This is a genomic window from Sulfuricurvum sp., from assembly GCF_028710345.1.
Classification (GTDB): Bacteria; Campylobacterota; Campylobacteria; order Campylobacterales; family Sulfurimonadaceae; genus Sulfuricurvum.
Genome location: NZ_JAQTUH010000006.1, coordinates 23,449 through 45,720 on the forward strand (window position 1 = coordinate 23,449; position 22,272 = coordinate 45,720).

Here is a 22,272-nt window from a genome sequence, read left to right on the forward strand (position 1 = left end):
CTTCCTTGTAACTCTATTTAAATATGTTCTTGTCCTGCATTTGCCTTGATGGATACTGAAACTATTTAACAAATTACACTAATATTTATTAATTAGTTTTTTTTAACTTATCCGTATAATAACAATTTACTGGTCATATATTGGTCATATTTAGCCCAAAATTATGTGCATAGAAGTTACTGGATCTAAAGCTTTTAAAACTATTTTAAAATGGTTACAAAAGAGTATGTTACAATGCGCATTATAATAATGAGTCAAAAATAGGAGCCCCTAAAATGTCATCTCACCAACACAAAAAAGCCTTTACCCTCATAGAAATTATGGTTGTCATCATCATTTTAGGACTCTTAGCGGCGTTCGTTATCCCGAACATCACCGGTAAAAGCGGAGAAGCAAAACAAAAGCTCGTCTGTATTCAGATGAAAAGTTTAAACGAAAGTCTCAAAATGTTCAAAGTGGACAACGGTTCGTATCCAACGAGTGAAGAGGGGCTAAAAGCACTTCTCACCAACCCCAATCCCGATGCGTACACCTCCTATTCGCCTAACGCCTACGTCGAGGGTAAAAATCTCCCTAAAGACCCATGGAATCATCCCTATCTTTATCTCAACGTGGATGGTGATATTGAACTCATCTCTCTAGGGAGTGATGGCAAAGAGGGCGGTAAAGATGAAGAGAAGGATCAAAAACTCTCCGAGTGCCGTTAATGAAAATGTCACGTTCGGGGATGACGCTCTTTGAACTGCTCATCGTTATGACGATAGTGGGAATCATCTATTCGATTGGGTTATTCACCTTAAAGAAAGAGCATATAACCGCCCCGACATTGAATCTCACAACCCTAAAAACAACCCTTTTAGCTCTATCGCAATCGGGTGAAATTCGACTTAATTGCGATACATCGTGCCATGAGTGTCGCATCATCTCCAACGATGACACCCTCCTCACCACCGCCAATCTAAAAGCTACTGGGGTACTACAACGTTATGGCTTTAATCGTTTCGGCGAATTAACCCCGTGGGGCAAAGTGGTGACACAATCCAAGGGAGAAATGAGTCAAGGGTGCTTTGAAATGACCCTCCATCCCGATGGCTCTACCACCCCTTTAATCCTCAAAAGTGATACCACATTTTACGCCTATACACCGTTAGGGGGAAATAAACCCTACATCACCCAAAGCGAAGAAGAGTTACAAAAATTCATCTTTAATGAAGCCCTTTATCCACTCAAAGGAGACGATATTTATGGGGCACAGTAGAGGATTTTCCCTTATCGAAACACTGGTTGCCATCACGATTGCCTCCATCGCCGTCCTGGCACTCATGAAAATCGTTTCTCAAAGCACCGCTCTCTCTACCAACATTCTCCAACGCTTTGACTCCTCTATCATGATGAGCTTGGTTCAAGGAGAGGCAAACGAGACCTTGGATGGGAGAACACTCAGCGTCGATGAGATTCTCAGTTCTCGTTATAACATCGATCACTCAGTTATTCGAGAATCACTCCAATCGGTAAGCTACGAAATCGAGCTGTTACCCAAAGAGAGTATTAATCCTCTGATGGATACACCCGCATCATCAACACTCTCTTCGACCATCAACACCCTCGCACTCCAAAAGGTGATGCTCAAAAATCCCCATGAGCACAGCAGTTTTTTTCGCCTCACCTCGGAGCAAAAATGAGACGCAACGGTTTTACCCTCATCGAGCTAGTCATATCGATAGCCCTCTTCGGATTGATTACTATTTTTCTCTTCGGTGCCATCAATCAGCTACGAAAAGAACAAACTTTTTTTCAACAAAAAGAGCTTATCCTCTCCCATAAAAATCAAATACTCTCTCTACTACGAACCGATTTCGACCGCGCACAATCACTCACCCTCTCGACGAGTTCCAACAAAAATTTTGATACCATCTCCATTGTCGGCTCCAACCACTCATTATACGGAATCGACCGCCCCTACATAACATGGCTCGTCCTCAAAGCCGATAATTCACTGGTACGACTCGAATCTTCATCCCTCATCACGATTCCCATCCTCCCCGAAAAGCTCTATTTAACCCATAGTGACCTCATCGGGAAGCAATGTGAGCTTTTTCGTCTCTATGACTCGACGAAACATCGTCTCATCTATTTAAAATTTGAAAACGAATCCCCTCTGATAGTCGAAACGACGAAATAATGATACAATCGCATCATGCTCACTTTTAAAACCCTTTTTTCATTGATGCTTCGCCATAAACGCTCACTCGTTTGGGGCAATATCATCGCGATAATCGCCACATTAATCTCTATACCGATCCCTTTGCTCATCCCGCTTATGGTGGATGAAGTGCTTCTCAAAAAAGGGGGAAAGATTACCGAAGCGATAGATTGGCTCACCCCTGCACATGAACCGTTTCTCTATATAGGGATTGTTTTAGCGACCACTATCGCATTACGTTTTTTATTTTTTATCCTCAGTGTCGTATCGCAAAAGTTTTTTATTACCCTCTCTCAGGAACTCAGTTTTTCACTCCGTGTTCGTGCACTGGAACATCTCAAACACGTTTCTATGAGTGCATACGAGCGTTTGGGAAGCGGGAAAGTGATTACTCACCTCATCACCGACATCGACACTATCGAGCAGTTTTTAGGGAGTGCTCTCTCTAAACTGATAGTCTCTATCGCTACGTTAATCGGTGTCGGAGCGGTACTGATATGGATTAATCCCCTCTTTGGAATCCTTATCCTTATTTTTCAGCCCCTCATTATGATTGTGACCCGCAAAATATCGAGTCGGGTAGGTGTACTCAAAAAAGAGCAAAACCGTACCATAGGGGAACTCTCCGATACCTTAACCCAAATGTGTGACCTTTTCGGACAGATTCGCGCCAGTAATAAAGAGGAGCGTTTTATCACCAATGCGATTGACCAATCTCATCGTTTGCGTCAAAGTGCGAGCCTTTATGGGATAAAAGCATTGATGGGTGAGCGGTATTCGTATACCCTATTTTTGAGCGGATTTGAAATTTTCCGTGCATTAGGTCTCGTAATGGTACTCACCTCCGATCTCTCCATCGGAGTGATGTTTGGGATATTCGGCTATTTGTGGTTTATGATGACCCCCGTGCAGGATTTATTGTCTCTCCAATACAGCTTTGCCAATGCCAAAAATGCCCTATCGCGTCTCAATGAACTCCTCACACTTCCGAGTGAACCAATAATCTCTGCACACAACACACTCGATAAAAATCATCCTCTCTCTATCACGACGAAGAACCTTCTCTTTGGGTATAACGATAATGAACCCATCCTCAAAGGGGTAAATCTCACCATCCCCGCAGGAAGCACCGTTGCCATCATCGGAGCAAGCGGTAGCGGAAAAAGTACCCTCTCTCAGCTGTTAGTCGGCTTTTACCCCCCTACTTCGGGTGAAATCTTATACAACGGTATCAATGTCAACGACATCGGTTTTGCCCACATTCGTGATGCTGTTTTTGTCGTCTTACAACAGCCATTAATGTTTAATGAGACGCTCCGATTTAACCTCACCATGGGGGATGAAATCTCTGAAGATTCTATCTGGGAGGCGTTGCGGATTGCCCAACTCTCACCGTTTATCCAAGAGCTCCCCGATGGGTTGGAGACTCAGGTAGGTAAATTCGGTATCCGCCTCTCAGGAGGTCAACGCCAACGACTCAGCATCGCACGGATGATACTGGCTAATCCACAAGTTGTCATCTTCGACGAATCGACCTCAGCCCTCGACGTCCATACAGAGAGCGCCCTTTTCGAAGCATTGGAAGAGTTTTTGAAAAATAAAACGGTCATCATCATCGCCCATCGCCTTAGCACCATCACCCGTGCCGACTATATTTATGTCCTCGAAAACGGTATCATTCTCGAAGAGGGAACATACAAAGAACTCGAAAAATCAGAAGGGAGTTTTCACTCCTTTATCTCAGTACAAGGATAGTTATATGGAACACAACCTTTTTGTTCGATCATTGATTTTTATAACTTTTGGACTCTTTATTTGGCTTTTTTTACCGTTTTTAAATAGCTTTGTCGTAGCACTATTGTTGGTTACTGCCTTTACCCCCATCCACTTGTGGATGGAAGGGATTATTCAAAAAAAACCTTTTCTAAACGCTAACAAAGCACTTTGGAGTGCCTCTATTATGACTCTGCTCCTTTTTATCGTCCTTTTTGTCCCGATTATCTTTTTCATCGTTTATATCGCCACGCACCCCTCAGAACTGATTCAAATCGGCAATACTTTTGCCACACAAATTACTAAAATTGCTTCTCATCTCCCTGATTCATTGCATTGGCTTCAAGAGTACGTTGATCAGGGAATCGCTAAAACCAAAGAGCACCAAACCCAAATCGCAACAACTCTCGCCATTAACCTTGGAAACGGCGTTTTAGGATTTTTAGGAGCCGTAGGGGATATGATATTAATTATCACTTTTTTCTTTTTTCTCTCGTGGTATCGACGCCCGATTTTACTCTCTATATCTCCCGTTATCCCGATGCGCCGAAAAATACGCCAAGAGTTTATCCTCGATATGATTGCCACCTCAGCGGCAGGTTTTTATACCCTCGTCGGTGTTGCCATCGCACAAGGGTTAGCATTTGGGATTTTTATCAGCTTTTTTGACAATTATAACCCTTGGCTTTTTGGGCTATTGATTGCTGTCACTTCGGTCATCCCGATATTTGGAACAGCTTTGATTTTTGTCCCTGTAGCACTCAATGAATGGTTTAGCGGCAACGGGATGAATGCCCTTATTATTGTGATTTATTCATGGGCGATGCTCTCATTTTTCATCGATAACATTGTCCGATTATTGATTTTGCAACAGCTCAACCGCTATTTGAGTCAGGGGAGAAAGCCGATTGATGATTTTCTCATCTTTTTTTCGATCATGGCGGGGTTAGTGACGTTTGGTTTTTGGGGATTTTTGATTGGACCTGCGATTGTGGCGTTTACCGTTACCCTGCTGAGGGTATTACGGCGTAATCATATAACAAAATAAAAACTATGCTTTTAACGCGGCAACTTCGGCACGTAAACGCTCTAGCTCTTCCATGATGCTAGCAACCTCTTCACTTTTATCTTCATGAGGGCTAAAACGACCAATAGTGGATTGAACATTTTGGGTCAACTGATCCAATTTATGTTTAGCATTCGCAATCAGTTCATTATGATCGAGGTTTAGATTCTCTTCAAGTTCATGGATTTTATCGATAATCTCATCTTGGTGTTTGAGAGCATAATAGGTCGCGACACCGCCCAATGCGGCTCCGATCAAAAAACTAAGGGTATTATTGGTATTCATAGTAAACTCCTTATTGAGATTTCTTTTTTAATAATTGCGATAAAGCACCGATAAGAAGCGAACCCATCGTCACTTTGGCGATACCGTTAGAGGCTTTTAGTGCTAACGATTTCGTTTGGTCATGGAGATAATCAATCATCTCATGAGCTTCATGCAATGCCTCAAGGGCTTTTTGGCTCAATGTAAACGTTTCCCCTTTAAGTTGAATAATCAACTCATTGAGTTCATGCAAAGTTAATGCCGCTTTCGTCGAGAGGAAACTGAGCTCATTTTGAGCATGTCCGATAAATTCACGAACACGCTGCATTGTTTTGAACGCTTGAATTCCGATTAGTACAATCACCGCGGTAATCAAGATCATACACAGTGCAATCACTCCGACAAAAGTTGTCAACATTTGATTATCCATTGCTATACTTTCCTTCTTACTTGAGCTTCGATTATCTTAACGTACTCACCCTTTAATCACCTTCAATTATACACTATGTTCAAAAAAGTTCGCTATGATTAAGTAATAACATTATTCACAAGGTTTGTAATGAAAAAACAAATATTTTTAGCTATTTCCCTCTCTCTTCTCTTCACCGGATGCGTTACTTCACAACATGAAGCACCCGTTCCTCAAACCTCACTTGATGGGAGCTGGAAATCTACCACTTCCAACGCACATATCCGTTTTGAAAAAGGGAAACTCAGCGGAAATGACGGATGCAATCAGTTCATAGGGAGCTATTCGAGCGATGGGACACGAATCACCGTCTCTGAGAATATGATGTCCACCATGATGGCATGTCCTGCTATGGAACAATCAGCCAACTTTAAAACCGCATTAATCTCCGCTAAAATTTACGAAAATAACACCTCCACGTTAGTGTTACTCGGAGCTGACGGAAAACCATTACTCGAATTGCAAGCACTCTCTAAAATACCGGTAGAGGGAGTTTATAGCCTTAACTATCTCAATAACGGCAAACAAATCATCACCCAAGTCAAATCACCGATTACGATGATACTAAGCAATGATGGAAAAATGGACGGCTCGACAGGGTGCAACCAATACACCACCACCTATACCATCAAAGAGAATCAAATCACTATCGGTTTTCCCGCAACCACCCGCATGATATGCACCCCTGAACTGATGGAGCAAGAGCAAAATTTTATCAGTGCACTCCAAAAAAGTTCAAAAATCAGCCGTAACGGTGAGAGATGGGAAGTTCGTGATGATACGGGAGCATTACAGTTTTCGATGATACAAAAGTAAATGCAATACTCTTTTTTAGCCTCTTTGTTATAAATATTGCATATTGTCATTTTTTTCTTTCTCATGACAAATAATCTCTATACTCTTACTATCTTTACAAAGGTATTATTATGAGTATCGATAAAATTGACAAAAATATATCTAATAAGATATAATATCCATGCAGTGGAAAATACATTATTATCAAAACCAAAACGGTAAATTACCCGTAAAAGAGTGGTTAGATGAGATCGGCAATGAACCGAAAGCTGAAATATTCAGAATATTCACCCTTTTACAAAAATATGGTACAGAATTAGGTCTCCCATTTATAAGACCGTTGGAACAAAAGATTTATGAAGTACGAGCAAAAGACAAATCCGGCATTTATCGGGTACTCTATTTTGCCTACACCGATAAAACGTTCGTCATGCTTCACGGGTTTCAGAAGAAAACCCAGAGCACGCCAAGAAAAGAACTTGACATTGCCATCAAACGGCTAAAAGAGGTACAAAATGGATGATTTTCAACACCATCTAAACGAATCACTACAAAACGAAGAGTTTAAAACAGCGTATGAGCAAAAAGAGTTACGCTTTAAAATTATTGATATTTTAGTCGGGCTCAGATTGCAATACAAACTTACCCAAGGTGAATTGGCAAAAAAACTCGGAACGACACAAACGGTCATTAGCCGTATTGAAAACGGCTCCGTCAATGTGGGGATTGATTTTTTACAGAAGCTTGCAAATGCTTTTAATAAAAAGATAGAAATTACAGTGGTGTAATCAACATGAACGAGACTTTAGTTCCTTTTGCTATTTGTTCAGATGGTAATTATGTTTATACAAACGAATTATCTGAAAAGCACCGAGAACTGTCTCGTGGAGACATCTATACGTGTCCTGAATGTGGTACATATCTAACTATAGGTGTTAAGAAAAGATACTATTTCAGTCATAAACGAAATCAGTCGTGTCGTATAGATTCAAATAAAGAATATCAAACCTATTTATTACAACAAAGTCATGAAAGTGAAAAACATAAGTTTTTAAAAAATAAACTCCGAGAAAAATTGGAATTGTCCGATGATCCGTTGATCGATAAAAGTACAGTATGTATCGAAAAATTTACTGATGGACGAAGAGCGGATGTGTATTGTGAAAGAAACGATAAAAAAATTGCTTTCGAAATCCAAATAAGTCCTCTATCTCTATCCATAATACTTGCTCGCATTGATCATTATCGTGAAAAAGATATTCATCTATTTTGGGTAATTGAACCAAGTGAATTTAGTAAACCCCAATTCCAAAAAGATATAAAGCATTATGGATTATCAGAACATATTTACGAATTATCATCCGACGACAAACTATTAAAATGTCATTTTAAAGCTCCAGAAATTTATTATGCAGATGGTTCTTTAAATATTAAACCAACAAATAGAACAATAGATATTGACCTGTCTGATCTTAAATTAATCAATAGTAATCCTGCTCTTTTTGACTATGAAAAAGAAGGAAAAAAATTAAATAAACATCAAATAGGAGAAAATTCTATTTTCGAAGAAAGCTATAAAATAATTAACAGTTATCTCTCTTGGTTTAAAAAAGATCCGAATGTAAATCAAAAAACTGTTTTTGAAGCAGCACATTTAATAGATTTTATTCCCTATATTGAAGCTTCTCATCCTAAATTTATTCATTGGGATTTGGATGATCCTGATGATAGTCCATATATGTATTTAGATTGTCCAATATGCCAACATTATAAGAATAGTGGACATTTTGAAATTAAAAACAATACGGGTTCTTGTATGTATTGTGATTATAAAATTATTGATCTCATCCAATACCTAGCAGATATGAGGCACAACAGCAATAAATTCAAAGCTGCACAAGAAATATGCCACACACATGCTATTCCATACGACAATACAAAAAGCCAATAAATGCAATACTCTTTTTTAGCCTCATACCTTCTTATCATTTTTGCCCTTTGGTATTCACGCCGTGAACAGTTCGGTTTGGAAAAAACAATCCTGACCAACTCAATCCTCGCGATGGTGCAATTAGGACTCCTCGGATACGCTCTCGTTTATCTCTTTAAAATTGAACACCCTTCCCTGCTCTTTTTTGTACTACTGGGAATGATAACATTCGGTGCCTATACCGCCAAAAAACGCTCTCCTTTAGGTGAACACAGTTTTAAAATCGCTTTTTTTACCCTCGGAGCCTCTTCGGGAATTGTCTTTTTATCGATGATGGCGTTCGGGGTGATTCACATGGTTCCCCATGAGATGATCCCTATCGGAGGAATGATTATCGGCAACGCCCTAAACGTCTATACCCAAAGCACTGAGCGATTTCGCGCCGAAGTCAAAAATACAATAGAGACGATAGAGGGGATGGTAGCGCTCGGTGCACCTATGAAAGAGGCTCTCAGATTTGCTTCCAAAGCCTCCGTCAAAGCATCGATGATTCCCACACTCAATATGCTCCAGACGGTCGGGATTATCCATATACCTGGGATCACGACGGGGATGCTCCTCGCAGGTGCCGATCCGCTACAAGCAATTTCATATCAACTCGCCGTTATGTATATGATGGTCGCTGTAGCATTGCTCGCGGCGGTATTTAGCACGATGTTTTCGTATCGGGTCATTATCGAAGCGGCGTTTACAACCCCTCGCTAAACCTCTTCGCCTTGGGATGAACGAAACAAAGTTTCTCCCATCCGCGATTCGGACGTATCAACGTAACACGATGTGCTGATACTGATCGCGATAGTGCCACATAAAACTGTGAAGGAGCGAAAATCTCATTGGTTTCGATGACGTAATCCGCCAAACTCATCCCTTGTGATTTATGGATTGTGATGGCAAAGGCTAACGTGATAGGGAACTGGCTGAGGGTGATGAGTTTCTCTTCGCTTAATGATTTCCCTTTTTCAACCCAGCGTGTTTTTGTGGTATCGACACGCTCCACTTTGACACTGACACCATCGGTTTTTTTAATCCAAATAACCTCTTCTTCGATGGAGGTGATTCGTCCCCGCTCACCGTTGTAGTAGTTCCACGCATTACGGGTAAAGAGGATAGGTGCTCCCACTTTGAGTGCCAGTGTAGGCTCTATACGACTTTCGCTCATAAACCGCTCCACATCACGATCCTGCATCTTTTTATCATGGAGTGTTACATGGGTTTCCACTTCGACCACTTCGCCGTGCAGATGTTCCAACTGGGAACGGTTATGGTTTTGGGCACTGATATTTTTGCCGAATAACAAGGTGATCGTACTCATGTCTTCATTCAATTCTCGAACCAATTCATCGAGAGCACCATACGCCTCCTCATCGATACGAGCATGACGTACTTTCTCCAACAATGTCAAAAACTCCGCTTCATGGGTACGGTATGACCCCTCCAAATGCAACGTCTCAAATCCGAGTCGCTCCCATGAGGGAGATTCAAAAGCAAAATAGATCGGTTCACTCCCACGCGTCACGGGTGGAAGCTGTAAAAAATCCCCCACCACAATGACTCGTCCGCTAAATTCCGCTTGAAGCAGACGAAGCCGTATCATATCGAGCAGTGGCGCACCCACCATCGAAATCTCATCGATGATAATAATTTGCATGGAATGAATAAGTTTGATAATTTTTTTAGCAGGTTCGAGTTTGCCGTTACGCTCCAACTCTTCTTGAGAGTTAGCAATACCCAAATCAAAAAAGCTGTGAAGCGTCTGCCCCCCGATTAGCGTTGCCGCCATACCTGTAGAGGCGAGACGGGCAACTGATTTCCCCTTTTGCACCGCATCATCGATCAGTGCACGAGTAAGGGTCGTTTTCCCAGATCCCGCACCACCGGTGATAAAGAGGTTGGAGGTTTCTAAAATACTAAGAGCAGTTTTAATCATACTGTTATTATATTCAGATAGGTCTAAAAAAAGAGAAGATAGCTATAATATCATCAACAGTTTAAAAGGATTTTACCAATGGAAGAACTTTACGCAGGGATTGCCGCTTATGATGCAGGAGATTATACAAAAGCATACGAGCTTCTCTACCCATTAGCCGCCTATAAACGTGATTCTGAAGCGCAATTTCATTTGGGAATGATCTATTTTTACGGCGAAGGGGTCGAAAAAGATATTCCTCAAGCAATGGAATGGTGGAAAAAGGCAATGAAAAATGGGCATGTTGATGCCGCCTATCGCCTCAGTGAGATCGCAACCTCTACAAAAACGACGTTTTAAAAGTATAATTCCACTATGACATACCAACTTCGATCTTTTCTCTATTCTCTCGCACTGCATACTTTTTTCGGTGCGATTTTCATTTTTTTATTGACCCATAATCCTGTTCCTCCACCCCCTGAACCTATGAAAATAACATTGAACTCGTATGTTCCACAAACACAGCCCCCTAAAAATATCCCTATACAACGCCCGATAGAAGAACAAAAACCTATTCCAAAACCAAAGCCTATTCCACAACCGATAATCCAAACTCCAATCCCGGTTAAACCATCCGTACCGCAACCCCCATTACCGATAGTTCAACCGGTTACACCAGCCATAACACCTCCTCCCATCACCCCACCACCAGCTCAACCACCCAAAAAAATCGCACCTCCACCACCTCCACCTCCAAATGTTCAAAAAGAGTTTTTAAACGCCCACTTGGGTGAGATTCGAGAATTGTTAGTTCAAAATCTCAAATACCCGAAAATGGCACAAAAATTAAAGATGCAAGGGGAAGTGCGGATTGCATTTTCACTCGATAGTGATGGAAGTGTGAGCAATATCAAAGTGACAGAGGGTTCAGGATTTGAGATTTTAGATAACGACGCAGTAGCACTGATCGAGAAAATGGCATCCCGTTTTCCAAAACCGACTGAATCGGTTCGGATCAACGTACCGTTGAGTTACGTTTTACATTAAAGTTATTCTAGTACTTTTCCAATACTGTATTTCATATCCTCATCGAGATTTTCCATATTGGCAAGCATCCACGAAAGATAGCCACGGTCGCTATCGGCAATCTCACTAAGGGTTTTCCCTTTGTGTTTACCGAATTTAAGCGGTTTGGTAATGTATACCGGTGTTTGGGTTAATTCCACCATCTTATCGATAGGATTTACATCTCCGAAACGTTCGCTAAGCCGTTTACGCAATTCGGTAAGAAAGAGTTTAAGTACCAATACATCGCCGATGGCATCGTGCGCTTTGACAACGATACCCAGAGCATCCGCTTCGGCTTGTTCATTTTTATAGAGTCCTAAACGGTAGCGAAAATACTGTAATCTATGAGATTCTTCCTCATCAAAGAGGTGTTTCGCGCATCGCAACGTATCGATGAGACGCATTTGAGAGGTAAAGTTCTCTTTTGCTAACATTCCCAAATCAAAAGGGGCGTTGTGAATAATCATCACATTTTCCGAAGAATTGAGTTCTTGAAGTGCCTTGAACGCATCCGTCTCAAGGCATGAGGGTTTCCCCTCTATCATTTCGGGGGTGATTCCGTGAACTTCCATCGCACCATATCCGATAGGGACGTCACTACTGCACAAATCGTTATGAACCTCGACATTTTTACCCTGAAGGACTAAAAAGCCGAGCTGTATAATACGATCATTCTCTCCCGCACCAGTCGTTTCAGTGTCGAGTACAACAAATGCCGCCATTAATACTGATCGTCTTCGTCTTCAAGATCAAACTCATCGTAATCGTCTTCGTCCTCTTCTTCCTCTTCATCGTATCCGAGGTCATCTTCCTCATCATCCCCCCCCTCACGCATCGAGGTAAGTTCGGTATAAAGTTGTTCTGCCTCTTCTTCATCAATATCACCGCTGTTGAGCTCTTTTAAGAGCTCTTTGTACTCATCGCGAAGCGCTTGCATATCTTCGAGTTCTGCACGCTCTTGGACGGTAGCATCTTTAGCAGAAGCGATCCCCTCGAAAAGGTCATCGATGTGATCTTCCACATCGGGAATCAGTTCGTTTTGTATCAAATGTTTTAATTGCATAATGTAGGCCATGCTATGTCCTTTTAGTTGGTTTGAACACTAATTATAGCAAACTCTTTTGCGAGATGGTACTGAGATTTTATCTTTCATACTCCATAATGAATTCTCTTTGATAAGTTGTATCCGATTTTACTTGCAATTTTTACTCTCCATTGCTTTAATATTAGATCAAAAAAATAATAATATAATATTAAAAATGTGTTATTATATTTGTTATTGATTAGGAGATTCGCATGGTTGATGATACTTATTTAATAGCCGAATCTGATTTTTTAACTCCTGAACAAGCGCATGAGTTTCGTCGCCTCAAGTTCGCTATCAGCACTTCTGAAGATGGGATTTGGGAATACAATATTCAAACCAATACCACCTATGTATCCAAACGATGGCTGGAGATAATAGGATACGGAGAAGATGAATACGAAAGCTCCATCGAAGCATGGAAGGCTCTCCTCCACCCCGATGATCTTGAAAATGCCACAAATGTCCTCTACAGCTCTATTATCAATAAACTCTCCGGAGCACACGTCCGATATCGTGTTCTTCATAAAGAGGGGCATTGGATTTGGATTTATGACCGTGCCAAAATTCTTTTTGATGACGCAGGTGAACCCATCATCGTTGCCGGATTTCGGACCGATATTACTAAACAAGTAGAGCTCGAAACGCATAACCAAGAACTTGCGGCAATCGTTCAGCATACCGCAATAGAGGTTTATATCCTTGATGCCGAAACACTCTATTATCTCTATGCCAATGATGGGGCGCTCAAAGCACTCGGCTATACCCTTGAGGAGCTTAAACAGCTCACTATTTTAGATACCAATCCCGATTTAACCATTGAGCAAGTGAATATTTTTCGTCAATACCTTAGCACTATTAGTCCTGTTTTAAGCAATATTTCCCATCACAAACGTAAAAATGGGAGTGTCTATCCCGTCCAAGCAAGTGTCTATAAACTCACTTATCAGGGGCGTAGTGCAGGTGTTATTTTTGATACCGATATCAGCGAACTCACCTCTACCCAAGAAAAACTGCTCCATTTGGCAACACACGATCCCCTCACCAAACTTCCCAATCGTGTCTTATTTTACGATCGACTTCAAATGGCGATCAAACAGAATAATCGTAAGAAAAATAAAATAGCAATCCTTTTCGTTGATTTAGACCATTTTAAAGAGATTAATGATTCATTGGGACATCCGATAGGGGATCAACTCCTTATTCATGTGGCTCAACGACTCCAAAGTTTATTACGCGAAAGCGATACCATCGCTCGTATGGGTGGTGATGAGTTCAATATCTTACTAAATGATTTTGGTAACTCAAAAATTCTTATTGAAATTTGTGAAAAACTTACTCGCTCCTTTCAAGAACCGTTTATGCTTGAAGAACATCAACTCTATACTTCCCTCAGCATCGGTATTGCTATTTATCCGGAGGATGGTCAGGATGCTCAAACATTGTTAAAAAATTCCGATACCGCAATGTATCGAGCCAAAGAGGATGGACGCAACGGCTATAAATTTTATGCCAACGAAATGGGTGAAAAAGCGTATGAACGGGTTATCTTAGAAAATGCTCTCCGAATCGCACTCAAAGAGCACCAGTTTGAAGTCTATTATCAACCTCAAATTGATATATTAACTGAATCATGGGTCGGTATGGAAGCATTAGTACGGTGGAATCATCCCACATTGGGGGTAGTTTCACCCACAACCTTTATACCTCTATGCGAAGAGACGGGACTTATTCAAGAGATCGATTTTTTTGTTCTTGAGAGTGTTGTGGAACAACATGCACAATGGCAACTCGCCGGTCTTGATTCCCCTAAAACGGCAATCAATTTTTCGGCAAAAACCCTTGCTAACCGTTTTATAGCCAAAGAGGTAGAAGCAATTTTACGATTTCATCACTGCTCTCCACACTGTATTGCTATCGAAGTGACCGAATCACATATTATGAAAAATCCTCACGAGGTTATCGAAATTTTAAAAGAGCTAAGGGCATTGGATTTGGAGATATCGATTGACGATTTCGGCACCGGATATTCATCGCTCTCGTATCTCAAACGTTTTCCGATCAACAAACTCAAAATCGATCAAAGCTTTATCCGTGATATCCCCGATGATGAAGACGATATGGCTATTACCAAAACCATTATCGGGCTCGGGAAAAACCTTAAACTCAGCGTTATCGCAGAAGGTGTAGAGACAACTTTACAACGGGATTTCCTCATCGAAAACGGATGCACACAAGTCCAAGGATACCTCTATTTCAAACCGCTACCAGTGGAGAGTATTACCCATTATCTTATTGATTTTAAGGATTAATTTTTTATCAATCGTGTTATAATCGAAAAACACTATTATTGAAAGAAGGTTATCCATGTTTAATCTCTCAACAATCAAAGGTAAACTTATGGCTATGATGGCACTAAGTTTGGTGACCTATTTGGCGCTTATTTACTTGTCCTATAGCAATAATCAAGATGCGGACGCAACCGCAGAGAAGATGGTGCATTTGGCTGATATACGGGCAAATACCAACGGTGCGATCATGGAGTTGCGAGGATTTCAGCTCCATGGAGGAGATTCTAAGTATTTATCGGAATACGAAGATCGTAACAAAAAGCTCACCAAATCGCTAGAAGAGCTCTCAGCCATCACAAAACTGGAAAAACATAAATCGGCGCTCAAAACGTTAATCTCTCAACACAAAGATTGGATGGACGGTAATACTCCGCGTATTGAAATGATCCAAAAATACGGTGACAAAATTTTTAGTGATGAGTTTAAAAATTCTCCTGAAGGGGCAAAACTCAAAGAGCTTGGCAAAAAATCAGAAGAGTTGCAAAAAACTTATATTGATGAGTCAAAAGCATTGAATAAAGATATGGAAGAGGCCAATCTCGCAAAACTCGATCATGATGCAACCGTTATGGATACCCTCATGATTCTCACCGCCGTTGCAATGCTAACGATGTTTTATCTACTCATCCAAAACATCACAGCATCTGTCGCACGTTTGCAAGATATGATCCGAGTTGTAGCGCAAGAGCGTGACTTTACCCATATCACCAAAATCGAAGGACACGATGAACTCGCCGATATGAGTCGTAGTGTTAATGAGCTTGTCAATACACTTCGACAAGCATTCCAAGGTATCCGCTCCGCATCCTCTGAAAATCTCTCTGTCTCTGCAGAGCTTTCTGCAACTACCCTCTCCATCGGTAAAGCGGCAGAAGATGAAGCTAAAATAGTTAATCAAACTACCACTGAATCGGATCGTATGAAAGAGGCAATGAAAGCATCTGCGCTAGAAGCTCAAAGTGTCCGCACGAAAGCATTAAATGCACGTGAAAACCTCCAAGAGGCGCAATCGGCTCTTCACAACACGATTGAGCAGCTCTCCTATACCGTACAAATGGAAGGGGAGATCAATCAACGTTTAAACTCCCTCTCCCAAGAGGCATCCCAAGTGAAACAAGTCCTCACTGTTATCGCCGATATCGCCGATCAAACCAATCTCCTTGCTCTTAATGCCGCTATCGAAGCGGCACGTGCAGGTGAACATGGTCGCGGTTTTGCCGTTGTTGCCGATGAAGTGCGTAAACTCGCAGAACGTACCCAAAAAAGTCTCGTAGAGACCAATGCTACAGTCAATGTCATTGTTCAATCGATTAATGACATTACTGATCAAATGAATAACAACACCAAACGGATAGAGAGTTTGGTTAATGCGTCCGAAGAGGTCAACGATCATACGGAAACCGCCGTTAGTGCCCTAGCCGATACCGTCAGTGCTATCGAAAAACTCTCTAGTGACACTCAAACCAATGCGGCTACGACCGAATCGATTATTAACAAAATCAGCAATATCAATGAACTCTCAACCTCCAATGCCCGAAGTGTTGAAGAGATTGCCGCGGCCGCGGAACATCTCCATCAGATGACAGAGCAACTCACCGCACAAATTGCTATCTTTAGAACCTAAAGGGTATAGATTGCTCCCCGCTGTAAACGCAGCGGGGTAAATATTTCTTTCGCATTGGTATGATCATCAGCATGACCAAGAATCAAATATCCTCGCAAATGTTTTTTAAACCGTAACAACAACTCTTTATTTTTAGTTGAATCAAAATAAATCATCATATTACGGCTAAAAATAACATCAAAATCACCCAACTCTCCCCACAACCTATCATCAAAAAGATTTCCTGCTATAAAACGGATAGAGATGCCATGTAGAGGAAGCAATCGATACCCTCTCGCTTCATGGACAAAATAGTTCGCCAAAATCTCTTTGTCGAGAGCATGGACAGAACGTTCTGAATAGATCGCTTCTTGTGCTTTGAGTATCATCTCCTCTGTGATATCCACCCCTATGATCTCTATAGGACGATACAATTTTTTTCCCATACTTAATAATCGCAATGCTATCGTATAACTCTCCTCACCGCTGGAACACGGTGCCGATAAAATACGGATAGGTGCAGAGGAGTGTGCAGCCTCTAATTTCGGTAAAATCTCTTGGATTAAATAATCGAAATGGTGTGCTTCCCGTTCAAAATAGGTCTCATTCGTCGTTACAAGATTAATCAAAGCACTTCCGATAGGTTCAGATGGGTTTGGAATAACCCCACCGTTATCAAGATAGCGCCGTATTCGATCACGATCTATTTCTCGTGTTAGGACAATCCCTGTTTCACGCTGTATCCGTTCTAAAATCGATGTTATCGTTAGTTCACTCATCGTATTCCAAATCCTATTATTCTTTGGGCTATCTCATCTACCGATAAGACATCAGATGCACCGCCCCGCTCTATAGCACGTCCTGGCATTCCAAACACGGCGCAACTTTTTTCATCTTGGCACAACGTTGTCCCCCCCATCGATTTAATCTTCACCATCCCCTCAGCACCATCATCTCCAATACCACTTAAAAGGACGGCTAAGATGTACGAAGGTTCAAAGAGCTCTTGTGCACTGAGCATCATGACATCAACACTCGGGATAAAATCATCACGAACCCCTTCTAATGTTTGAGTAATGAGCGCACGGTGATTCTCTAAGCGAAATCCCAAATGGATACCCCCTTTTGCCACCACGATAATCCCATCTTCTAAGACCAAACCATCGTATGATTCCACAACTTTATTGGTCGTATAGGTTTGGAGACGCGAAACAAACGATTGGGTCAATTCGGAGGGAAAATGTTGGACGATACAGATAGGAACACTAAAATGGTCCGGCAATGCGGTCAAAAGTTTTTCGATTATTCCAGGTCCACCGGTAGAGGCACCGATAAGGACGATTTTAGAGGGCAACATAGATTTCATACTACTCATTTAACAATTTAGATACACCATTATACAAGACAAAAACGATTCAGTGCTATTAGGTTTAACTTAAAATGGTAATAGAAAAAAGGTGATAAAGAAGCTTAATTAAAGAGAAGAGTTTTAATGGTGCGCAAGATGGGATTTGAACCCACACACCCGAAGGCACTGGCACCTCAAGCCAGCGTGTCTACCATTCCACCACCTGCGCATAAAGAGAAAGTGACTTGCCTTAATAAAGACAAGTCAAATGAGGTTTTAAAAACTTACGCAGCCAAATATGGGTTAGCGTAAAGAGCGATAAGAGCGATAACAAGTGTATAAATAACTTGTGCTTCGATCATAGCAAGAGCGATGAACATAGTAGTCATCAATTTTCCGCCAAGACCTGGGTTACGTGCAGTACCAGCGATAGTTGCAGCAGCAGTACTACCCATACCGATAGCTCCACCAAGAGCAGCTAAACCAAGACCAACACCCGCAGCGATCATAGAATACGCTTTAAGAGTTTGGTTAGCAACATCACCAGATGCAGCTGCAACAGCAGGTGCAGCATCAACAGCCGCTTCAACAACAGCTACCGCTTCATCAGCACCAAATACTGAAGCAACAAGAGCGAGCATAAGAAAAAATACTTTTTTCATGAGGAATCTCCGTGTTTTATATCAAAGTCTGTTCGGATAGTGTCCCTACTTATCACTTTGTGGGTGGAATTATAAAATCAAAGAGCTAAAAACTTACTTAGCCCGAGCAAGTCCGATCTTATTTCCTTTGAACTCGACGATCTCTACCATCAATTCATCCCCTTCGCTCACAACATCGCTTACGCGGTTAATGTGTCCATCGGAGAGTTTAGAGATATGAATCAACCCATCAATACCTCCGGGAAGTTCGATAAAAGCTCCAAAATCAACAATTTTTTTAACTTTTCCGTTGACCACATCACCCACTTTATACTCTACTTTTGGGGTTGATTCGACACCGCTAACAATCCCTTCGATATGATCACGTGCACCGCGTAACCCTTCACGATTTTTACCGGTCAATTTCACTGACCCTTTTTTCTTATCGATATCGATGGCAACATCAAATTTTTCGATAATTTCACGAATCGTTTTACCCGCTTGACCGATAATATCTCCGATGAAACTTGGATCTACATGGAACAAATCGGTACTTGGTAACGTCCCCTCATTAAGCTCGATATTCTCTTCTGCACCTATCATAATATCGATGATATGGGCACGTGCTTCGGCGGCTTGATACAAAGCACTGCGAAGAACATCCAAATGGATTCCTCCGAGTTTGATATCCATCTGCATAGCGGTAATCCCATATTTAGAACCGGCTACTTTGAAATCCAAATCACCGTCATGATCTTCAAGCCCCATGATATCACTCAAAATGGCGTATCGATCATTCTCTTGAACCATCCCCATTGCGACACCAGCGATGGGTTCAGAGACTTCGATATCCCCTGCACGTAATGCCATATATCCACCACATACGGTTGCCATCGATGACGAACCGTTAGACTCTAAAATCTCAGAAACCAACCGAATCGTTTGTCCGTTTCGGCTCGTTGCCCCCTCTAGGGCACGTTTTGCCAAATTTCCATGCCCCAGTTCACGACGTCGCGGTGCACCGATAGGGGAAGGTTCTCCAACACTGAATCCCGGAAAGTTATAGTGAACCATAAAAGCTTCGTTTTGAGTACCGCTATCGGTGAGATTTTCAAACATTTGGGCATCTTTTGGTCCACCCAACGTCAATATGACCAAAGCCTGTGTTTGTCCGCGAGTAAAGAGGGCTGATGCATGAGCACTTGGCAATACATTCGTCTCGATAGTAATCGGGCGCACTTGGTTGAGTGCACGTCCATCGGCGCGTACTTTTTCATCCAAAATCTGAGCACGTACCATTGTTCGTTTTACCGACTCGATTGCTTTTTTAAGCTCATGTTCATTCCACTCAGGCTTCTCTTGCATGATAGCTTTACGAATGGTACGCAATGCGGTAGAGCGCTCTGTTTTTGCCATATTATTGATACCGCGTTTCAAATCATCGGTATGGTGTGTACGAACATACTCTACCATCTCTCCATCAATCTCACTCACCACACATTTAAGCTCAAACGGAGATTTAGCCAGTGGTTTAAAACTATTTTCATACGCTGTATTGGCTTTTTTTAATTCTGCTTGTGCTTGAGCCAAGATTTCTATCAACTCATCTTCAGCCACCGCATTACTCTGACGTTGCATGAGTGTTTGAGCCGATAACGCGGGTTCAATAAACGGTTCAACTATATCCATTACAACCGCTTCATCACTACCACACGCTTGCATCTCAATCATCAACATATCATCGACACTACCGGCAAGATACAAATCAAGGGTGCTATTTTTGAGTTGAGAAAGGGTTGGATTAAACACTATCTCTCCATCGATTTTCCCGACACGTACCGCACTCACTGAGGTAAAAATATCCAAATCAGATAGATAGAGTGCTGCGGACGCGGCATTGAGTGCCAATACCTGCAAATCGGCTTCGCTGTCACAACTCAGCACCATAACGGTTATTTGGATAGGATTAGCGAACCCTTTTGGAAACAATGGACGTAATGAGCGATCCACAATGCGCGAAGTGAGTGCTTCAAAATCGCTCGGTTTGGTTTCCCGTTTGATAAACCCTCCCGGAAACTTCCCTGCCGCATAGCTTTTTTCGACATATTGCACCGTTAAGGGTAAAAAATCCTCATCGACAAAATCGGTCTCATCGACTACAACCGTAGCTAAAATAACGGTATTTCCCGATTTGAGCCAAACGGCTCCATTGGCTTGTGCCGCTACTTGATTCAGTGCATAAGACTCTTCTTTATTGGTCAACGCCAACGTTATATCGTATTTCATTCTATTTCCTAAACTGTAATTTTTTTAACGTGCTAATGAGCTTGCACCCGATAGATACTTAATATCATTGTCGATAAATCGAACCCCTAATCCAAAGAAAAGATTTTGTGACTGAGAGTTAAAGAAATTATCCCATCCTCCGTACAATTCCAAATGCTTTAACATTTGATATCGAACCTGTGCTTTAAAGTGGGGATTACTTCCTCGTACATCATTAATCGCATTCCAATCAAACGCTTCAGCAGAGAATTTAATCTTATCATGATTCATAAAATAATCGATTCCTACCCCACCGGTCGATTCAATCGCACCGAAACGCAACAATGTGTTATCAAAGCGTTTTCCATAGAGTGCCGTAATGTAATGCTTCCCTTTTATATGTGTTCCCGGAGGTTGAACGTAATAGTTTGAGTAATCATCGGTACTGATTAAATCAAGTATATAATAGGTGTTTGGATTCGGTAAATAGGTGGCTCCTAAATAAATTTTTGCGTATCCATCACGCATCATATAGTCGGTATTCATGGCAACTTGTAATTCGCTGGTAGTGAAAGTTGAGAGAAGAGTATCCACTTTCTCAAACGCATTTTCGGCACTTTTGAAAAAACTTCCTGCCGAATCAATCGTATTTTTAATTCCGCTACGATTTTCAGTCAAAATCGTTGTTACGTTGTCTTCGATGTCATTAAACTTATCAATCGATTCAGGAAGGGTGTGTTCCAATGAGCCGCTGATATTGTCCATACGGGTCGTCAATGAGTTGATTCGTGCCATAATTGTCGGAAGGTCTTTGTTGACCGTATCGGCTGTTTGGGAAAAACCTTCAGACATTGTTTTAAAATTAGCAATTGCCGAATGTAAATCGTCACGGTTATCCACTATCACCCCATCCAAATTTACCCCAACATTACGAAAGGCAACAATAGCTTCTTGAATCGCTTTGCGGTGTTCATCATCAAGAGTGGAACGAAAATCTTTCAATAAAAGTTCTAACTCTTTAGCGGCAGCATTGACAGAATCGCTGGTTTGATCAAACGAAGCATACCGTTTAGACTGCACAAGGGTACTCCCCTCATGAAGCATTGCCGTCGAGTCACCAACGATGATATTAATAACCTTAGCCCCTAGCAACGACTCTTGAGCAACAACTACCGATGAGTCATCGGGAATTTTCACTGTTTCATTGATTGATAATGTTAGTCGAACCCGTTTTCCTTCAATACTGATAGCTTGAACTTCACCGACCAAAACACCGTTCATAGAGACATGTGTCCCCTTTTCAATCCCAGATGCATCTTCAATATAGGCTTCTAGCGTATACCCTTTTTGCCCCCATTTTCCAAAAGAGGTAACTTGTGTTGAGAGCAACAACAGCGCTACAAGAGCCGTAACAACAAACATTCCTATCTTTGCTTCGAGTTTCAT

The 22,272-nt window shown here is 41.6% G+C and carries 25 protein-coding genes and 1 tRNA gene; 15 read left to right on the plus strand and 11 right to left on the minus strand.

Going from position 1 to position 22,272, the window contains the following annotated elements; genetic code table 11:
* Positions 1 to 275: 275 nt before the first annotated feature.
* From gspG to PHC76_RS08955, 6 genes are read left to right on the plus strand one after another with little or no spacing between them, the layout of a single operon-like run.
* Positions 276 to 707: a type II secretion system major pseudopilin GspG gene (gspG, locus tag PHC76_RS08930; protein ID WP_299969812.1), complete on the plus strand. Its 432-nt coding sequence runs from the start codon at positions 276 to 278 to the stop codon at positions 705 to 707.
* Complete coding sequence (locus PHC76_RS08935) at positions 707 to 1,258, plus strand: type II secretion system protein (protein WP_299969809.1); 552 nt, start codon at positions 707 to 709, stop codon at positions 1,256 to 1,258. Before gspG ends, PHC76_RS08935 begins: the two co-directional genes overlap by 1 nt.
* Positions 1,245 to 1,682, plus strand: a complete 438-nt coding sequence (locus tag PHC76_RS08940; protein ID WP_299969807.1) for a prepilin-type N-terminal cleavage/methylation domain-containing protein — start codon at positions 1,245 to 1,247, stop codon at positions 1,680 to 1,682. Before PHC76_RS08935 ends, PHC76_RS08940 begins: the two co-directional genes overlap by 14 nt.
* Positions 1,679 to 2,182, plus strand: a complete 504-nt coding sequence (locus tag PHC76_RS08945) for a type II secretion system protein J (protein WP_299969804.1) — start codon at positions 1,679 to 1,681, stop codon at positions 2,180 to 2,182. The genes PHC76_RS08940 and PHC76_RS08945 overlap by 4 nt, the downstream gene beginning before the upstream one ends.
* Positions 2,183 to 2,197: 15 nt before the next feature.
* Entirely contained in the window at positions 2,198 to 3,958 is a 1,761-nt protein-coding gene (locus PHC76_RS08950) for an ABC transporter ATP-binding protein (protein WP_299969802.1), read from the plus strand.
* 4 nt (positions 3,959 to 3,962) lie between these two features.
* Positions 3,963 to 5,024, plus strand: a complete 1,062-nt coding sequence (locus PHC76_RS08955; RefSeq protein WP_299969800.1) for an AI-2E family transporter — start codon at positions 3,963 to 3,965, stop codon at positions 5,022 to 5,024.
* Positions 5,025 to 5,027: 3 nt separating this feature from the next.
* Here PHC76_RS08955 and PHC76_RS08960 read toward each other — a convergent pair whose 3' ends face one another.
* Entirely contained in the window at positions 5,028 to 5,327 is a 300-nt protein-coding gene (locus tag PHC76_RS08960) for a hypothetical protein (protein ID WP_299969797.1), read from the minus strand.
* Between the two features lie 10 nt (positions 5,328 to 5,337).
* Complete coding sequence (locus PHC76_RS08965; RefSeq protein WP_299969795.1) at positions 5,338 to 5,736, minus strand: hypothetical protein; 399 nt, start codon at positions 5,734 to 5,736, stop codon at positions 5,338 to 5,340.
* Positions 5,737 to 5,865: 129 nt separating this feature from the next.
* On the opposite strand from PHC76_RS08965, the gene PHC76_RS08970 reads away from it, so the two are divergent.
* From PHC76_RS08970 to fetB, 5 genes are all read left to right on the plus strand, one after another.
* On the plus strand, positions 5,866 to 6,591 hold the full coding sequence (locus PHC76_RS08970; protein WP_299969793.1) for an META domain-containing protein: 726 nt from the start codon (positions 5,866 to 5,868) through the stop codon (positions 6,589 to 6,591).
* A gap of 160 nt (positions 6,592 to 6,751) precedes the next feature.
* Positions 6,752 to 7,093: a type II toxin-antitoxin system RelE/ParE family toxin gene (locus PHC76_RS08975; protein ID WP_299969790.1), complete on the plus strand. Its 342-nt coding sequence runs from the start codon at positions 6,752 to 6,754 to the stop codon at positions 7,091 to 7,093.
* The gene (locus tag PHC76_RS08980; protein WP_299969787.1) at positions 7,086 to 7,358 is read left to right on the plus strand and encodes a helix-turn-helix transcriptional regulator; all 273 of its coding nucleotides are present in this window, start codon (positions 7,086 to 7,088) and stop codon (positions 7,356 to 7,358) included. Before PHC76_RS08975 ends, PHC76_RS08980 begins: the two co-directional genes overlap by 8 nt.
* A 5-nt stretch (positions 7,359 to 7,363) precedes the next feature.
* Entirely contained in the window at positions 7,364 to 8,521 is a 1,158-nt protein-coding gene (locus PHC76_RS08985) for a DUF6035 family protein (protein ID WP_299969784.1), read from the plus strand.
* On the plus strand, positions 8,522 to 9,265 hold the full coding sequence (gene fetB / locus PHC76_RS08990) for an iron export ABC transporter permease subunit FetB (RefSeq protein WP_299969783.1): 744 nt from the start codon (positions 8,522 to 8,524) through the stop codon (positions 9,263 to 9,265). It begins immediately after the preceding gene.
* On the opposite strand, the gene PHC76_RS08995 is transcribed toward fetB, so the two are convergent.
* Positions 9,249 to 10,487, minus strand: a complete 1,239-nt coding sequence (locus tag PHC76_RS08995; protein WP_299969780.1) for an AAA family ATPase — start codon at positions 10,485 to 10,487, stop codon at positions 9,249 to 9,251. The two genes, fetB and PHC76_RS08995, sit on opposite strands and share 17 nt — an antisense overlap.
* A gap of 78 nt (positions 10,488 to 10,565) precedes the next feature.
* On the opposite strand from PHC76_RS08995, the gene PHC76_RS09000 reads away from it, so the two are divergent.
* Both PHC76_RS09000 and PHC76_RS09005 read left to right on the plus strand, forming a co-directional pair.
* A complete protein-coding gene (locus PHC76_RS09000) occupies positions 10,566 to 10,826 on the plus strand; it encodes a hypothetical protein (protein WP_299969777.1) in 261 nt (86 codons plus the stop codon).
* A 15-nt stretch (positions 10,827 to 10,841) separates the two neighbouring features.
* On the plus strand, positions 10,842 to 11,513 hold the full coding sequence (locus PHC76_RS09005) for an energy transducer TonB (RefSeq protein WP_299969774.1): 672 nt from the start codon (positions 10,842 to 10,844) through the stop codon (positions 11,511 to 11,513).
* A 2-nt stretch (positions 11,514 to 11,515) separates the two neighbouring features.
* Here PHC76_RS09005 and PHC76_RS09010 read toward each other — a convergent pair whose 3' ends face one another.
* Complete coding sequence (locus tag PHC76_RS09010) at positions 11,516 to 12,256, minus strand: exonuclease domain-containing protein (protein WP_299969772.1); 741 nt, start codon at positions 12,254 to 12,256, stop codon at positions 11,516 to 11,518.
* On the minus strand, positions 12,256 to 12,609 hold the full coding sequence (locus PHC76_RS09015) for a hypothetical protein (protein WP_299969769.1): 354 nt from the start codon (positions 12,607 to 12,609) through the stop codon (positions 12,256 to 12,258). Before PHC76_RS09015 ends, PHC76_RS09010 begins: the two co-directional genes overlap by 1 nt.
* Positions 12,610 to 12,830: 221 nt before the next feature.
* Between PHC76_RS09015 and PHC76_RS09020 the strand changes: the two genes are divergently transcribed.
* Positions 12,831 to 14,930, plus strand: coding sequence for a GGDEF and EAL domain-containing protein (locus PHC76_RS09020; protein WP_299969766.1), 2,100 nt, complete (start codon positions 12,831 to 12,833; stop codon positions 14,928 to 14,930).
* Between the two features lie 55 nt (positions 14,931 to 14,985).
* Positions 14,986 to 16,593 (plus strand): methyl-accepting chemotaxis protein, encoded by a 1,608-nt coding sequence (locus tag PHC76_RS09025; RefSeq protein WP_299969764.1) that lies wholly within the window; start codon positions 14,986 to 14,988, stop codon positions 16,591 to 16,593.
* Here PHC76_RS09025 and PHC76_RS09030 read toward each other — a convergent pair.
* The 6 genes from PHC76_RS09030 to PHC76_RS09055 all read right to left on the minus strand — a co-directional run bounded on the left by PHC76_RS09030 (position 16,590) and on the right by PHC76_RS09055 (position 22,272).
* On the minus strand, positions 16,590 to 17,351 hold the full coding sequence (locus PHC76_RS09030) for a CheR family methyltransferase (protein WP_299969762.1): 762 nt from the start codon (positions 17,349 to 17,351) through the stop codon (positions 16,590 to 16,592). The genes PHC76_RS09025 and PHC76_RS09030 overlap by 4 nt on opposite strands.
* Positions 17,348 to 17,938, minus strand: a complete 591-nt coding sequence (locus PHC76_RS09035) for a CheB methylesterase domain-containing protein (RefSeq protein ID WP_299969760.1) — start codon at positions 17,936 to 17,938, stop codon at positions 17,348 to 17,350. Before PHC76_RS09035 ends, PHC76_RS09030 begins: the two co-directional genes overlap by 4 nt.
* 127 nt (positions 17,939 to 18,065) lie before the next feature.
* Positions 18,066 to 18,149: transfer RNA gene (locus tag PHC76_RS09040), tRNA-Leu, on the minus strand.
* A gap of 55 nt (positions 18,150 to 18,204) precedes the next feature.
* Complete coding sequence (locus tag PHC76_RS09045) at positions 18,205 to 18,582, minus strand: F0F1 ATP synthase subunit C (protein WP_299969758.1); 378 nt, start codon at positions 18,580 to 18,582, stop codon at positions 18,205 to 18,207.
* A 93-nt stretch (positions 18,583 to 18,675) separates the two neighbouring features.
* Positions 18,676 to 20,847: a polyribonucleotide nucleotidyltransferase gene (locus PHC76_RS09050; RefSeq protein ID WP_299969755.1), complete on the minus strand. Its 2,172-nt coding sequence runs from the start codon at positions 20,845 to 20,847 to the stop codon at positions 18,676 to 18,678.
* Between the two features lie 24 nt (positions 20,848 to 20,871).
* Positions 20,872 to 22,272, minus strand: coding sequence for an MlaD family protein (locus PHC76_RS09055; RefSeq protein WP_299969753.1), 1,401 nt, complete (start codon positions 22,270 to 22,272; stop codon positions 20,872 to 20,874).